The sequence below is a fragment of the Caproicibacterium argilliputei genome (assembly GCF_029211325.2).
GTDB classification, from domain to species: domain Bacteria; phylum Bacillota; class Clostridia; order Oscillospirales; family Acutalibacteraceae; genus Caproicibacterium; species Caproicibacterium argilliputei.
The window spans coordinates 2,539,105-2,553,428 of record NZ_CP135996.1 but is presented as its reverse complement, the minus strand read 5'-3'; the positions used below and the strand labels follow the sequence as shown (position 1 = coordinate 2,553,428).

Sequence of the window (14,324 nt, the reverse complement as noted above, 5' to 3'; positions counted from 1 at the left end):
TTTTTCACTATAAGTTTTTCAGGAGGAAATGAAATGGCAAAGTATACGATTGGCGTGGACTACGGTTCGCTGTCAGGCCGTGCAGTTCTGGTCAATGTCCAGACCGGCGAGGAAGTGGCGAGCGCGGTTTACGAGTACCCGCACGCAGTCATGGACGAAACTCTGTGGGACGGCACCAAGCTCGGCCCCGACTGGGCGCTGCAGCACCCGCAGGATTATCTGGATGTTTTGAAGGAAACGATTCCCGCCGTACTGGCGGAAAGCAAGGCAGACCCGGCAGATGTCATCGGCATTGGCACGGACTTTACCGCCTGCACCATTCTGCCCGTAAAGGCGGACGGCACGCCGCTGTGCTTTTTGCCCGAATTTGAGCACAACCCGCACGCCTATGTAAAAATGTGGAAGCACCATGCCGCACAGGACAAGGCAAACCGCCTCAACGAGATTGCGGCACAGCGCAAGGAGCCGTGGCTGCAGAATTACGGCGGCAAGATTTCCAGCGAATGGGTCATTCCGAAGCTGTGGCAGGTGCTGGACGAAGCGCCGGAGATTTACAGTGCCATGGATCGCTGGATTGAAGCGGCAGACTGGATCATCTGGCAGCTGTGCGGCAGGGAAACGCGCAACTCCTGCACCGCCGGCTACAAGGCGATGTGGAACAAGCGCACCGGCTATCCGAGCCAGGACTTCTTTAAGGCGCTCGACCCGCGTATGGAAAATGTTGTGGAAGAAAAGCTGGGCACAGTCATTTCGCCGCTGGGCGAAAAGGCGGGTGTCCTGACCGAGGAAGCGGCGGCGTTCACCGGCCTGCGCGCGGGCACAGCGGTTGCTGTCGGCAACGTGGACGCGCACGTCTGCGTACCGGCTGTCGGCATTGACGGCCCGGCAAAGATGCTGGCCATCATGGGCACCAGCACCTGCCACATCATGATGGGCGAAACGGAGAAGCAGGTTCCCGGTATGTGCGGTGTGGTTGCCGATGGCGTTATGCCCGGCTATTACGGCTATGAGGCGGGGCAGAGCTGTGTCGGTGACCACTTCGCGTGGTTTGTGGACAACTGCCTGCCGGCTTCTTACTATGACACTGCAAAGGCAGAAAACAAGAACATTCACAAGTTCCTGCGCGAAAAGGCAGAAAAGCAGAAGCCGGGCGAAAGCGGGCTGCTCGCACTGGACTGGTGGAATGGCAACCGCTCCATTTTGGTGGATGTGGATTTGACCGGCATGATGCTCGGCATGACCCTACAGACCAAGCCGGAAGAAATCTACCGCGCGCTGATTGAAGCGACTGCTTACGGCACCCGTGCGATTATTGAGAATTATCGTGAGCACGGCGTACCGGTGGAGGAATTCTTCGCTTCCGGCGGTATCAGCCAGAAAGACCCGATGACCATGCAGATTTACGCCGATGTCATTAAGATGCCGATTAAGATTGCTGGCTCGCTGCAGGGCCCGGCGCTGGGCAGTGCCATCTTCGCGGCAAAGGCGGCGGGCAAGGCTGCCGGCGGCTATGACGACATTTTTGAGGCTGCACGCGTCATGGGCAAGGTGAAAGATACGGTTTATACGCCGATTCCGGAAAACACAGCGGTTTACGATAAGCTTTACGCCGAGTACAAGACCCTGCACGATTACTTCGGCCGCGGCGAAAATGATGTGATGAAGCGCTTGAAAGCGCTGAAAGCGGCACAGGCAAAGTGAAAATTTTACAGCGAAAGGAAATTTGAGATGCTTGAAAAACTGAAAGAAGAAGTCTGCAAGGCAAATCTGGATTTGCCCAAACATGGTCTGGTGGTGTTTACGTGGGGCAATGTTTCCGGCTATGACCCCGAAACGAAGCTGTTTGTCATTAAACCGTCCGGTGTGCCCTATGACCAGCTGACCCCGGCAGACATGGTGGTCTGCGACTTGGACGGAAAGAAAGTGGAGGGGGCGCTCAACCCCTCCTCTGACACACCGACCCATGCGGTGCTGTACCGGCAGTTTCCGGGGCTTGGCGGCGTGGTGCACACACACTCCCGCTGGGCGACCATCTGGTCACAGGCGGGCCGCGGCATTCCGGCTTACGGCACAACACACGGCGACTATTTTTACGGCGAGATTCCCTGCACCCGCAAAATGACGCCGCAGGAAATCGGCACCGCGACTACCGGCGCATATGAGAAGGAAACCGGCAACGTGATTGTGGAAACGTTCCGCAGCCGGAACGTCGACCCGAACCATGTGCCCGCAGTGTTGGTGCACTCGCATGGGCCGTTCAGCTGGGGAAAGGACTGCGCCGAGGCGGTTTACAACGCGGTGGTTCTGGAGGAAGTTGCCATGATGGCGTGGCACACCGAAAATACCAACGGCGTGCAGATGCAGCCCATGCAGCAGGAGCTTTTGGATAAGCACTTCCTGCGCAAGCACGGCGCGAACGCTTACTACGGGCAGGCAAAGCAGCACTGACCGCTTTTTGCAGAGCAACATAAAAGCCGCAGGTTCCCCCGTGGAGCCTGCGGCTTTTTGGCTGCGCGGAAAACCCTGCGTGCTGGCGTTGGGTTCCATTGTAATTGTGCAGGCAGGTATGCTATAATACAATTTGATTCTGTTGATTGACGGGAGCGCTGCATTTGAATAGATATAGAACCCTGCTGTCCAACACGCTGATTTTTGCAGTCGGAACCTTCAGCTCGAAAATTCTGACGATTCTCATGACCCGCTTTACAACGGGGGCTTTGGGCAGCGACTTTATTGCGGCCAATAACCTGCAGGATATCGGCAACGTGCTGATTCCGCTGTTTTCCCTGCAGATTGTGGACGGCATCACCCGCTTTGGGCTGGATCGGCGGTACAATAAAAAAGACGTTTTTACGGTCAGCCTGCTGGTGACCTGCCTGGGGGCTCTGGCGCTGCTGCTGCTTTCACCAGTGCTGGAGCATATTCCCGGCTTGGAGTTTGTCAAAGGGCGCGGCGTGCTGGTTGCTGTTTTTGTGTTTACATCCTCCCTGCACAATATGTGCAGCCAGTTTGTGCGTGCACGCAACATGGTGAAGCTTTACGCGGCAGAGGGAATTTTCACCACCTTTACAACCGTGATTTTTACGCTGCTGTTTTTGTATCCGCTGAAAATGGGTGTGACCGGATTTATTCTGGGCATTATCCTTCCGGATTTGATTGGCGCGGCGGTTCTGTTTTGGATTGCGGGCCTGCACCACTTTGTGCGGCTGCACCGGCTGGACCGCGTTACAGGGCGGCAGATGCTGGTTTACTCTGCGCCGCTGATTCCCAATAAAATCGCGTTCTGGCTGACCAACAGTGCAGACCGCATCATGGTGGCAAACTATGTGCCTGATGCGATTGCGAGTGCCTTTGCCGGTGCTTACAAGATTCCAAACTTGATTTCTCTGGTGGTCAGCGTGTTCCTGGATGCATGGCAGATGTCCTCCATCACGGAGGAAACTGGCAGGGCGCGCTTTTTCACAAAAGTGTTTCACGCCATGGCGGCGATTGTGTTTGTGGGCAGCGCATTGGTCATCCTGCTGTGCCGGCCGCTGATTGATTTGCTGACCTCTGGTGCAGCTTTCCATAAGGGCTGGATTTACATTCCGATTCTGGTGATTGCGACGGCGTTTTCCTGCTTGGCAAGCTTTCTTGGTACGGTGTACATGGTCGAAAAGCGCAGCATCAACAATATGGTGACTACCATCATTGCCGCTGTCGTGAATATTGTGCTGAATGTGATTCTGATTCCCCTGCTGGGGCCGCAGGGCGCGGGAGTTGCAACACTGACCGCGTATGTCGTTATGTTTGTGACACGCGCGTTTGACACGCGCCGATTCATTCGGGTGCGCTTCAGCCCGCTGCGCCTGACGGCGGACACGGTGCTGCTGACCGCAGAAGCGGTGCTGATGATGCGGAACGTGCCGATGTACGGTGTCTGGTGCTCGCTTTTGACGGTGCTGATGATTGCGCTGAATTTCGCGCCGCTGATGCAGTCGGTGCGCAAGGTGCTGCCCGCGCGGATGCTGAACAAGCTGCCGACGTGGCTTTCCGGTACGGAAAAGGCGGCACCCACACAGGTGCAGCGGAAGCCAGACCTTACGCAGGAAGAGCTGGCGCAGGATGAGGAGTATACACGGGAGGAAATTCCGCAGCAGCCCAAGTCGGCACCGCGCAGGCACTATCATATTGCGCCGGACGAAGAGGACGGCTTTGATTATGAAGCGTATCTGCGCATAAAAGAGGAAGAGGACGAAGCCTTTTCCCATGACCGGTACCGACATTGAAGAAAAACAAAACAGCCACCAGCGGGAGAGATTCCTGCCGGTGGCTGTTTTTTGGATAGGCTGCTTTTCTTTCAGTTTCCGTCCTCTAAGCTGATATCGTTAAACTTTTCCGTGAGGTCGTGTGCTTCTAAATGTTCTTTTTCCGCACCGGAAGCATCCAAAACCACATGGCCGCGGTGCATCATAACCAGCCGGTCACCAAAGCCGACTGCAAATTTCAGGTTATGCGTTACCATTAGGGTGGTTACGTGCTTTTCCTCCACCACGCGCTGGGTCAGCTGCATGACCGTTTCGCTGGAGCGCGGGTCCAGTGCGGCGGTGTGTTCGTCTAAAATCAGCAGGTCAATGGACGTCATGGTGGCAATTAAGAGCGCCAGCGCCTGCCGCTGTCCGCCGGAAAGGCTGCCGACCAAAACGCCCAGTTTATCCTCCAGCCCCATGTGCAGTTCCGCCAGCTGCTGGCGGTAAGCGTCGGCACGCTTACGGTTGACACCGCGCTGCAGCAGATAGCTGCCGCCCTTGTTGTCCGCGAGCGCCATGTTCTCCAGAATGGTCAGGGAGGGACAGGTGCCCGCGGAGGGATCCTGAAACACCCGCCCGATAAACCGGCTGCGCTGATGCTCCTTCAGCTTGGTAATTTCTCGGTTCCGTACAAAGACAGTGCCGGAATCCACCGGCAGGCTGCCGCAGAGCAGGTTTAAAATGGTGGTTTTGCCGGAGCCATTGCTGCCGACGACCGCCACAAAGCTGCCCGCTGCAATTTGCAGGGCAAAGTCCTGAAACAGGACAACTTCATTGACAGAGCCGGGATTAAATGTTTTGTAAATATGCTCCATGCGCACCAAAGGTTCAGATGCGGGTACGGTCGATTGCGGCATCATGTTTCCTCCTTCCCGGGGTAAAGCGGCTGGCAACCAGAGCGATGATGAAGAGAATGGACATCAGCATCTTCAAGTAATTGGTGTCAAGCCCCAGCTGCATGGCGGCAGCCAGACACGCGCGGTACAGAATCATGCCGAAAATCGCGGTCAGGGTTGGCTTCATCCACTTTATGCGGCCAAACAGCGCCGCGCCGATGATGACCGCCGCCAGCGACATGACCACCATGCCGGTGCCGGAGGCGATATCCGCGCTTTCTTTCTGCTGCGCCAGCACACAGCCGGAAAGCGCAGTTAGACCATTGCCGAGAATTAAACCGAGGATTTTCATGTTTCCCGGATTTTTCCCCTGCGAAACCACAAACTGCGGGTTGCTGCCCGAAGCGCGCAGCAGCAGACCGGAGCGTGTCTTGAGGTAGGCGTCCACCACCAGTTTCACCACGATGCACACAAGGAACGCCATCAGTACCCAGCCCCACGCCCCCAGCGCTGTGTGCAGGACGCCGCCCAGCCCGCTGTTAAAGATGGTCGGCATATTGAAGATGGCCATGACCGCCTTTTTTTCGGTAATCACCATGTTGACGCTGTACAGCGCGGTCATAACCAAAATTCCGGAAAGCAGGTCGGTGATGTGCAGTTTTACGTGCAGCAGACCGGTGGCGGCGCCCGCCGCCGCGCCCGCCGCGAAACTGGCAAGACACGCCAGCCACGGGTCAACTCCCACGGTGATGAGCGCCGCCGCGGTGCACATTCCCAGCGGAAAGGAGCCGTCTACCGTCAAATCCGGAAAGTCCAGAACTTTGTAAGTGATGTAAACGCCGACTGCCATAATGCCGTAGAGAAACCCTTCACGCAGGATGACCTGCACAAGCCCTATGAAAATATCCAATGCGAACCCCGCTTTCCTGTCGCTGCACTTACTGTTTGGTGGTGGTCTTCTGTGCGTCCTGATAGTCTGCCGGCAGTGTCAGCTTCAGCTTGGAAAGGACGTCGGTGTTGTAAATCGGCTTGCCTTTCTGTACCACATATACCTTCGTGTCTTCCGGCTTTGCCTCGCCCTTGAGAATCTTTCCGGCAATCTTGCCGGTTTCCTCGCCGAGGGCGACAAAGTCAATGCTGACGGAAGCCAGACAGCCGTTTTTCACCTGCTCCTCCTCGGAGCCAAAAACCGGAATACCGGCTTTGTCGGCGGCCTGCAGTTCACTGGGCAGGTTGTTTACCACGTTGTTGTCTGTGAAATTATTAAAGCAGTCCACGCCTTTGGCAACCAGCGCCTGTGCACCGGAAGCCACTTCGCTTGCGTTGGTAACGCCCTGCTCCACTACTTCAAAGTTGTATTTCGGTGCAATTTCTTTGAGTCGCGCCAGTGTGGAAACAGAGTTCGGTTCACTGGTGGTGTACAGCACGCCGATTTTCGAGGCTTTCGGCAAAAATGCGCGAATCATTTTCACCTGTGCTTCCAGCGGAAGCTGATCGCTGCTGCCGGTGGCCAGGCTGCCGGGTTTGTCAAGGCTCTGTACCAGTTTTGCGGCGACCGGATCGCTGACCGCGGTGAAAACGACGGGGATATTATCCTGCTTTGCCGCGGCATAAGCGCTCATGGCAGCGGGAGTGGCGATGGCGCCGAGCAAATCGTACTTTTTTGCCGCCATGGTTTGCGCCTGGGTGTCTGCGGTGGCGGTTTCCGCCTGCGCGTTCTGAAAGTCAATCGTCAGGTTTTTGCCTTCGGTAAAGCCTTCATCCGCAAGACCTTTCAGAAAGCCCTTGTAGCAATTATCCAGAGAGGGAACGGTTGTGTACTGAATCACGCCGATTTTTTTGGAGCCGGCGGCTGCACTGCCGGTTCCAGATGCGCTGCTGCTGCCGCAGGCAGTGCAAGAAAGCGCCACGGCGCCTGCTAAAACCGCCGCTGTTAAACGAGATGTTCTTTTCATCAGAAATGCCTCCTCAAAAATTCGTATAAAAAAACTCCTGCCCCTGCTGTAAAAAACAACAGGGACAGAAGCGAATGAATGTCAAAAACTTCTGCGGTACCACCCGGATTGGCGCGATGCGCCCACTCAGCCGCGCACGAAGGGATGCGCGCTTTCCATGTAACGGGGAAAGAAACCGTCGCTCCTACTGGGTCAAAAATGACCGTTTGGTTTGCCCTCAAAAGCCCATTCTGCCGGCCGCAGACGTGCTGTGCTTTCACCGATACACAGTTCTCTGATACGTTGCCTGCCGGCGTACTCTTCTTTCTCACAGGTTTTCATGATTTACTTTGTTGCTATTATAGGGCGCGAAAGGCGGTTTGTCAAGCAGAACTTTGTGGAAATGCGCGCGGCCTGCGTGACAGAGGGTCACTGCCTGTCGCTGCCATCTTTTTCCGGCGGCTGCGTTTCTTTTGTTGGTGCAGCAGAGGGAACCAACTGCGGCTGCAGTTCCCGCAGCAGCAGGTTTGCGCGGTTGATGTGATAGGCAAAAACAGCTGCAGTTTCACTGTCCAGCTTTTTCTGCAGGCGGTCAATCGCCCAAAGGTCATTTAAAATTTCCTGGTAGGTGACCAGCCGGTGCGCAATGGCCGCAACCGCATCGTCCCGGTTGCGGAACAGCTTCCACTCGGAAGTGTAAAGACGGATGTCGTGCTGCAGCTGCTGAATCTGCACACGAACAGCATCCAGATCCGGCGCGGAAAGCCGCTCCTCACAGATTTCCGCCGCGTGTGTGAGCATGGCGTGAATCAGGTTGTCCCGCTGCAAAATGTTCTGCGCATAGTTTGGCGGCAAAATCAGCAGGTTTACCGCAAGTGCCACCACAATGCCCAGCAGAGCGGCCAGCAGGCACCAAGCCACGGTTTGAATGGTGCCCGCAGTGTCCGGGTGCAGCATGACCATGGCAAACATAAAGGAGGCCATCAGTGTGCCGCGGTACAGCCGCAGCACCTGACAAAGGAAAATGACCAGGATGACGCCAATGCCGCACAAACCGGCATTGTGTGGGGAAACATGGTACAGCAGCGCGCCGCACACCGCGCCGACGATTGCGGCGAGGAAGTGGTCTTTTCCGGTGCGCACTGTGCTGTCAATGCTGCGCCCCATGCTGATGATGGCGGTGACCACCGCGACAAACGGCTGCTGCAGCTGCAGCAAGTCGCACAGCGCCATGCAGAGCGTGACAGCAATGCCGGTTTTAATGATTCGAAGCCCAAGGTGGGTGTGTTGGCGCAGCCTGTGCGCGGCTTCTCTGATCATACGCCGGTTTGCAGGCCGTGCAGCGCAATCTGCAGGACTTCCTTTGGCTCGGCCGCAACCGCGCACGCGTGTGCGGCTTCCAGCTCCTGCCGGTCACGGAAGCCCCAAAGCACACCCACGGTGTCCATGCCCGCGTTTGCGCCGGTCTGCATATCGGTATTGGTGTCGCCAATGTAAAGGCATTCGGCGGGCTGTACGCCCAGCGTCTGCGCAAGCAGCAGCGCGCCGTCCGGTGCGGGCTTGCGCGGCACACCGTCACACTTGCCGCGCACAGCGTCAAAGGTGCCTGCGGGAAACAGCTTTTCGATGATTGGCTGTGCCCAGCTGTCCGGTTTGTTGGAAAACACGGCGGTTTTCAGACCGTTTGCGCGCAGTGCCTGCAGCAGCTGCAGCATACCGGGATAGGTGCGGATGTCCTTCATGGGGTCTGCGTTGTAGTAGCGGTCGTACAGGAGGCGCACGTTCTGCTCCTCCTCCGGTGTCCAGCCGTTCGGGCAGACAGCGTCCATCATGCGCTGCAGCTGTACCACAACGCCGTCTCCAACAATCCGGCGGTAGCGTTCCGGCTCAATTTCGGGGTAGCCGCATTCGTGCAGGGCGCGGTTGGAAAACCCCGCAATCGAATACAGGGTGTTTGCCAGGGTGCCGTCCAGATCGAAGATACAGGCTTTATACAAATTTACACCTTCTTAATGATGTTTCCCTTTGCTTTGTAAATGGAGTTGGCGGGCACAAAGCCGCGCACCGAGCTGGTGGGATAGATATTGGAGCCGCGCCCGACCACGGTGCCGGGGTTCAGCACGCTGTTACAGCCGACCTCCACATGGTCGCCAAGCATGGCACCAAACTTTTTCAGCCCGGTGGGCAGGTCTTCGTCCGCGTGCACCACCACCAGCTTTTTGTCAGACTTGACGTTGCTGGTAATGGAGCCGGCGCCCATGTGGGATTTGTAGCCCAGAATGGAGTCGCCCACATAGTTATAGTGTGGAACCTGCACGTTGTCAAACAGAATCACGTTTTTCAACTCCGTGGAGTTGCCCACTACGCAGCCGGCGCCGACCAGCGCACAGCCACGGATAAACGCACCGGGGCGCACCTCTGTTTCCGGTCCGATAATGCAGGGACCGGCGATGTAGTTGTTGGGGTAAATCTTTGCGCTTTTGGCAATCCAGATGTCCGCGCCGCGCTGCTCATATACTTCCTTAGAAAGCGTTGGGCCGAGCTGCAGCAGAAAAGCCCGAATTTCCGAAAGCGCTTCCCACGGATACGTATATTTGGAGAGCAGCGGTGCTGCCACTGTATGTGTCAGGTCATACAGGTTTTCAATGGTTAGTTCAGTCTGCATATTTTTCCTTCCTTTTTTGCAACATAAATCTATTATATTTTGAATTAAAGAGCAGGTCAATAGACAATAAAAAAAGAAAGCGGTATAATTGGCAGGAGCACAGCCGAACAGCTTGCCTGCCGGAAGGAGGAGCCAATGATTCGGAAAGCACGGGAAAGGGACTTGCCGCTGCTGGAAAGCCTTGTAGAAACGGCGGCAGATTCCTGCGGGAACCGGGGAATCTGCCAGGACACCACGGATACGGCAAGGGCACATCTGGTGGCAGAGTGGAGAACTGGTACGCTGTATGTACAGGAGTCGAATGGAAAGGTGAACGGTATGTTTGCACTCTGCGAAAAAAGCGCACAGCCGGATACGGCCGTGCGCTGGAGCAACGAGAATGCAAACGTACTGGAGAATTTTGCGGTTGCCGCAGACGGTTTCAGCCGCGATGAAGGGGAGAAAATGCTGCGTGCGGCACAGCGGCTGGCGCAGCGAAAGGGCTGCGACAGTCTGCGCGGCAGTACCCCGGAGGGAAATCTGCGAATGCGCCGCCTGTTTGCGCGCTGCGGGTTTCGTCTGGCAGGTTGGATTCTGCCGCAGGAAAGCACACAGCGGCTGTTTTGTTATGAAATGTTTTTGTGCGGTCAAAGCTTTTGAGTGGAATGCGGCCTTGTTTCGCACAAAGTAAAAGACAAGGTCCGATTGCCCGGTGCCTTGCCTTTTGGGGAGGAGTTGTATTGAAAAGGTTGCGGTCATCTGACCGCGAAACTTGTTGTCTAATGGATTTGCTTGAGGAACGTTCGCCTTGTATTTGTTCTGGTTTCCTCTTGCTTACAAGTTCATTATAAGGAGGAAAACGGCCGGTGTCAATTGATATGCGTGCCTAAAAGTCACAATCTACCTATTGTATAAAACGAAGAAACATTGCAGATTGTTTTCGTGAGATGTTATAGGTATTATTTCATAAAAATTGGGTATAAAAAGTTTTTTATCTAGAGACAGGAATTCCCTGCACCTTGCAAAAGACCGCAAAGCGTGGTTCGCAGGCAGACAAACGGAGGGACCATGAAAAGACAGCTCGAGTTTCAGAAAAATGATATTGTGCCGCTGCAGATTACCGGTTATACCGTGCAGGGCAGCGGCGTGGGGCATTACAAGGGCGCGGCCGTGTTTGTTTCGGGCGCGGCAAAGGGCGATGACCTGCTGGTGCGTATCTTGAAAACCGAAAAGACCTATGCGTACGGAAAAATTGAAGCGCTTATCACGCCGTCGCAGGACCGCACAGCGCCGGACTGCCCGCAGTTTGCGCAGTGTGGCGGCTGTGCATTTCGGCATATTTCCTACCGTGCCGAGTGCGATGCCAAAGAACAGCAGGTGCGCGATGCCGTGCAGCGCATTGCGGGGCTTCATCCGGCGCTTGTGGAGCCGATTGTACCGGCGAAGAATCCACTGCGTTATCGCAATAAAGCACAGTTCCCGTTGGGGCTGAATCGGGAAGGGAAACTGACGGTGGGCTTTTATGCGCCGCACAGTCACCGCTTGGTGCCCTGCGAGGACTGCCTGCTGCAGCCGCCAGGTTTTGAGAGAGCCATTCGGGCGGTAAAGCAGTGGCACGCACAGGCGGGCGGCAGCGTGTATGATGAGCGGACGGGAAAGGGCCTGCTGCGGCATTTGTATCTGCGTGAGGCGATGTCTGCGGGCAGCGTCATGGTCTGTCTGGTCGTGAACGGGGAGCAGGTGAACCGGGAGGATTTGCTGGTGCGGCTGCTGCGAGAGCAGGTGCCGGGGCTTGCGGGTGTCCTTTTGAATGAGAATCGCAGGCGCACGAATGTGATTTTAGGGGAAACGTGCCGCACTTTGTGGGGCAGCGAAGCGGTGACGGATACGCTTTGCGGTCTGCAGTTTACCATTTCTCCGAAGAGTTTTTATCAGGTGAACCGCGACCAGGCGGAGGTGCTGTATGGTCTGGCCGGACAGTTTGCCGGGCTGACCGGTAAAGAACTGCTTCTGGATTTGTACTGCGGCACCGGAACCATCGGACTTTCTATGGCTGAAAAAGCTGGAAAGCTGATTGGTGTGGAGGTTGTGCCGGCTGCAGTGGAGGACGCCAAGCGCAATGCACAGCGCAACCGGATTGCAAACGCGGAATTTTTTTGCGGAGATGCCCCGCAGATTGCCGAGAGTTTGCATCAAAAGGGTTTAACGCCGGATGTCGTGGTTTTAGACCCGCCGCGCAAAGGCTGCGGTGAGGTGTTGGTAAGCACTGTAGCAGCGATGAATCCGCAGCGGGTGGTTTATGTTTCGTGCGATCCTGCCACGCTTGCCCGCGACTTGAAAACCTTTGAGGAGAAGGGGTATCAGCTGCGCCGTGCCGTTCCGGTGGATCTTTTTCCCCGTACTGCGCATGTTGAGTGCGTAGCATTGATGTCAAGGGTAAAAGACTGATAAGTCAAGAAAGGCTTGATTCCAGGGCGCTTGCGGGGTTGATGACTCATTCGGCTGACCGGAGCAAGTCGCTTTGTGGAAACTTATCTACGGAGTGCTTCTGAAGCTGTTCCAGAATTCTGTCACATAGTTGAGTTGCCAGATTAGATGTTAGCCTTTGAGGCAGTGGATTAGATGTTTTTTGATGCTGAGTGTCGAGGATAGATGACAAAATTGCATTGAGCTGGCAAGATAAATGTTATTAAGAAGGTGTTCTCATAGCCGGTTCAGCAGAGTATTCAAATGGGAAATCATCGCCATGTTTTTCTCCGATACCGTGTTAATCTCATAATCTTTGGACAACCGGCGAGAATTGTTGAACCAGGAAAAGGTGCGCTCTACGCGCCACCGTTTGGGCAAGACCTCAAACTTTGGCTTAATTTGCCTTGAAATGTCGATTCTGACATGAAAAGCCGCTTCGATCAAACGTTTGAAAGTTCCGCGATAGCCTTCATCGGCACAGCCTGCTTGGATGGACGGATATTTTTGCATTGCTTTTGCGAAAACGTAACATCCGCCCTTTGTATCATGTATATTTGCCGCATGAATGTGAACAGCAAGGATGTTTTCCATGATATCGGTTACAATATGACGTTTACGTCCTTTTGTTTTTTCCCTCCGTCATAGCCGCGGTTATTTGCATCGGCAGTTGTTTTTACACTTTGCGAATCAATCAAAGCGTATGACGGGTTTTCGTTTCTTCCGGCGTTTATTCGAGTTTCTTTGACTAAAAACTGCATGACTTTTTCCCAAATTCCTTTTGCGATTGCCCGGTAATAAAATGATTTCACTGTACTCCATTTCGGATAATCGTAAGCGTAAAGCCAGTGGACGTCTGGTAAGATTGAGAAAAAGATGAGATAATTGCTTCCAATCACCGAAAGACTTCCAAAGAGTCTATGGAAATAAGATTGGAGCAGTTGATAAAATGGAGAAGGATTTGCGGATACTTGGCAAAAACCAACGCATGGAGGAATGGGCGCAGCGCGTATCCGAATGCCGCAGCAGCGGATTAACGGTGCGAAACTGGTGCGAACAGCACGAAATCAACGAAAAGACGTATTACTATTGGCAGCACCGAATCTGGGAATCTATGAAATTTGGGGTGTTCATACTCTGCACGATTCTTGACTTTTCCAAGGCGCCGTCTGGTTTGACGCTTACACTGGAGACGTATGCACCAAGCTATTGCAAAACAATATCATTTCAGAAAACAAAATTCCTTCTCTTTACAACTGTATCACTAAGGTTGTCGAAGCTTGTCGCGCTATACCTTTGAAATACTGAAGCCGCTACTTTAGGTCCGTAAATTTTGCTGACTGTGTCGGTGGAATTCTCAATGTTGATCCGCCACATTTCTCTATCTTCTTTTGACATGAATTTTTACCTCACTTTATTGAGTACTATTGTCTGTTTATATCTGTTTACAAATTTATAACCTCTGTGTAGTTGACGATTGTCTGTGAAATGCTTATAATGCATTTAAAAGTCTGTTTTCGTTGTTATCAGGGCCTTCCGATCAACTGTCTTTAGTATCGGAGAAACATCAGGTACCAGAGAATAGATGAAACGCTAAGAATCAGGTACCGGGGGTGATCGGCATCAAAAGTTACGAGTTTCTTAAAAAGCTGTACGGTTATTTGAATAACCAGAAAAACCAGGGCACATTTGTTATTAAGTTCTTTAATGCCGCTGGAAGCCGCTATTTCACAATGTCCGCCAGTTACGCAAACAGGGCTAACATACGAAAATAGCCACAGACATTGATGTCTGTGGCTTCGAAGGGAATTTTGAATGCAAGTGGGAAATGTAGGACGCAGATGGCGAAAATTGCTTTCCTAACCATAGATGGGATTTTAATATAAGAATTCATGTTACGTTCCATACGAGCGATGGAGGAGAGACCAGTGGATAAAAATATAGAAAAGTGGTCGACACTTAAAGAAGTACAGGAATACCTCGGAGTTGGACGCGAAAGCATCCTGCAGTGGATCAATAAGCGTAATATGCCTGCCTATAAGGTCGGCAGGCTTTGGAAATTCAAATTGTCCGAAATTGACAAATGGATCAGATCCGGCGGCGCATCAGAAGAAAGCAATACGGAAGATAATGAACAGGCTTAAAGGAGGGAAAC

At 53.9% G+C, this 14,324-nt stretch carries 15 protein-coding genes; 7 read left to right on the top strand and 8 right to left on the bottom strand.

Going from position 1 to position 14,324, the window contains the following annotated elements; genetic code table 11:
• The first annotated feature begins 33 nt into the window (after positions 1–33).
• The 3 genes from araB to PXC00_RS12295 all read left to right on the top strand — a co-directional run bounded on the left by araB (position 34) and on the right by PXC00_RS12295 (position 4,268).
• Positions 34–1,701 carry a ribulokinase gene (gene araB, locus PXC00_RS12305; protein ID WP_275844766.1) on the top strand — a complete coding sequence of 556 codons (1,668 nt, stop codon included), beginning with the start codon at positions 34–36 and terminating at the stop codon, positions 1,699–1,701.
• A gap of 27 nt (positions 1,702–1,728) precedes the next feature.
• Entirely contained in the window at positions 1,729–2,448 is a 720-nt protein-coding gene (locus PXC00_RS12300) for an L-ribulose-5-phosphate 4-epimerase (RefSeq protein WP_275844765.1), read from the top strand.
• Between the two features lie 164 nt (positions 2,449–2,612).
• The gene (locus PXC00_RS12295) at positions 2,613–4,268 is read left to right on the top strand and encodes a lipopolysaccharide biosynthesis protein (RefSeq protein WP_275844764.1); all 1,656 of its coding nucleotides are present in this window, start codon (positions 2,613–2,615) and stop codon (positions 4,266–4,268) included.
• Positions 4,269–4,339: 71 nt separating this feature from the next.
• On the opposite strand, the gene PXC00_RS12290 is transcribed toward PXC00_RS12295, so the two are convergent.
• The 6 genes from PXC00_RS12290 to PXC00_RS12265 form a co-directional block, all read right to left on the bottom strand.
• On the bottom strand, positions 4,340–5,149 hold the full coding sequence (locus PXC00_RS12290; RefSeq protein WP_456064454.1) for an ABC transporter ATP-binding protein: 810 nt from the start codon (positions 5,147–5,149) through the stop codon (positions 4,340–4,342).
• Positions 5,118–6,035, bottom strand: coding sequence for an ABC transporter permease (locus tag PXC00_RS12285; protein ID WP_275844763.1), 918 nt, complete (start codon positions 6,033–6,035; stop codon positions 5,118–5,120). Before PXC00_RS12285 ends, PXC00_RS12290 begins: the two co-directional genes overlap by 32 nt.
• Before the next feature lie 28 nt (positions 6,036–6,063).
• Positions 6,064–7,080 (bottom strand): ABC transporter substrate-binding protein, encoded by a 1,017-nt coding sequence (locus tag PXC00_RS12280; RefSeq protein WP_275844762.1) that lies wholly within the window; start codon positions 7,078–7,080, stop codon positions 6,064–6,066.
• Between the two features lie 408 nt (positions 7,081–7,488).
• On the bottom strand, positions 7,489–8,379 hold the full coding sequence (locus tag PXC00_RS12275; protein ID WP_275844760.1) for an FUSC family protein: 891 nt from the start codon (positions 8,377–8,379) through the stop codon (positions 7,489–7,491).
• On the bottom strand, positions 8,376–9,056 hold the full coding sequence (locus tag PXC00_RS12270; RefSeq protein ID WP_275844759.1) for an HAD family hydrolase: 681 nt from the start codon (positions 9,054–9,056) through the stop codon (positions 8,376–8,378). The genes PXC00_RS12275 and PXC00_RS12270 overlap by 4 nt, the downstream gene beginning before the upstream one ends.
• 2 nt (positions 9,057–9,058) lie before the next feature.
• A complete protein-coding gene (locus tag PXC00_RS12265) occupies positions 9,059–9,724 on the bottom strand; it encodes an acyltransferase (protein ID WP_275844758.1) in 666 nt (221 codons plus the stop codon).
• Positions 9,725–9,859: 135 nt separating this feature from the next.
• Here PXC00_RS12265 and PXC00_RS12260 point away from each other — a divergent pair, with 135 nt between their 5' ends.
• Both PXC00_RS12260 and rlmD read left to right on the top strand, forming a co-directional pair.
• Positions 9,860–10,363, top strand: a complete 504-nt coding sequence (locus tag PXC00_RS12260; protein WP_275844757.1) for a GNAT family N-acetyltransferase — start codon at positions 9,860–9,862, stop codon at positions 10,361–10,363.
• Positions 10,364–10,771: 408 nt separating this feature from the next.
• Positions 10,772–12,151, top strand: a complete 1,380-nt coding sequence (gene rlmD, locus PXC00_RS12255) for a 23S rRNA (uracil(1939)-C(5))-methyltransferase RlmD (protein ID WP_275844756.1) — start codon at positions 10,772–10,774, stop codon at positions 12,149–12,151.
• 255 nt (positions 12,152–12,406) lie between these two features.
• Here the strand turns inward: rlmD and PXC00_RS12250 are convergent, their stop codons facing one another.
• The gene (locus PXC00_RS12250) at positions 12,407–12,763 is read right to left on the bottom strand and encodes a transposase (RefSeq protein WP_275844755.1); all 357 of its coding nucleotides are present in this window, start codon (positions 12,761–12,763) and stop codon (positions 12,407–12,409) included.
• 8 nt (positions 12,764–12,771) lie between these two features.
• Positions 12,772–13,068 (bottom strand): hypothetical protein, encoded by a 297-nt coding sequence (locus PXC00_RS12245; RefSeq protein WP_275844754.1) that lies wholly within the window; start codon positions 13,066–13,068, stop codon positions 12,772–12,774.
• Between the two features lie 50 nt (positions 13,069–13,118).
• On the opposite strand from PXC00_RS12245, the gene tnpA reads away from it, so the two are divergent.
• Complete coding sequence (gene tnpA / locus PXC00_RS12240) at positions 13,119–13,469, top strand: IS66 family insertion sequence element accessory protein TnpA (RefSeq protein ID WP_275844753.1); 351 nt, start codon at positions 13,119–13,121, stop codon at positions 13,467–13,469.
• A 628-nt stretch (positions 13,470–14,097) separates the two neighbouring features.
• A complete protein-coding gene (locus PXC00_RS12235) occupies positions 14,098–14,313 on the top strand; it encodes a helix-turn-helix domain-containing protein (RefSeq protein WP_275844752.1) in 216 nt (71 codons plus the stop codon).
• The last annotated feature ends 11 nt before the right edge of the window (positions 14,314–14,324 follow it).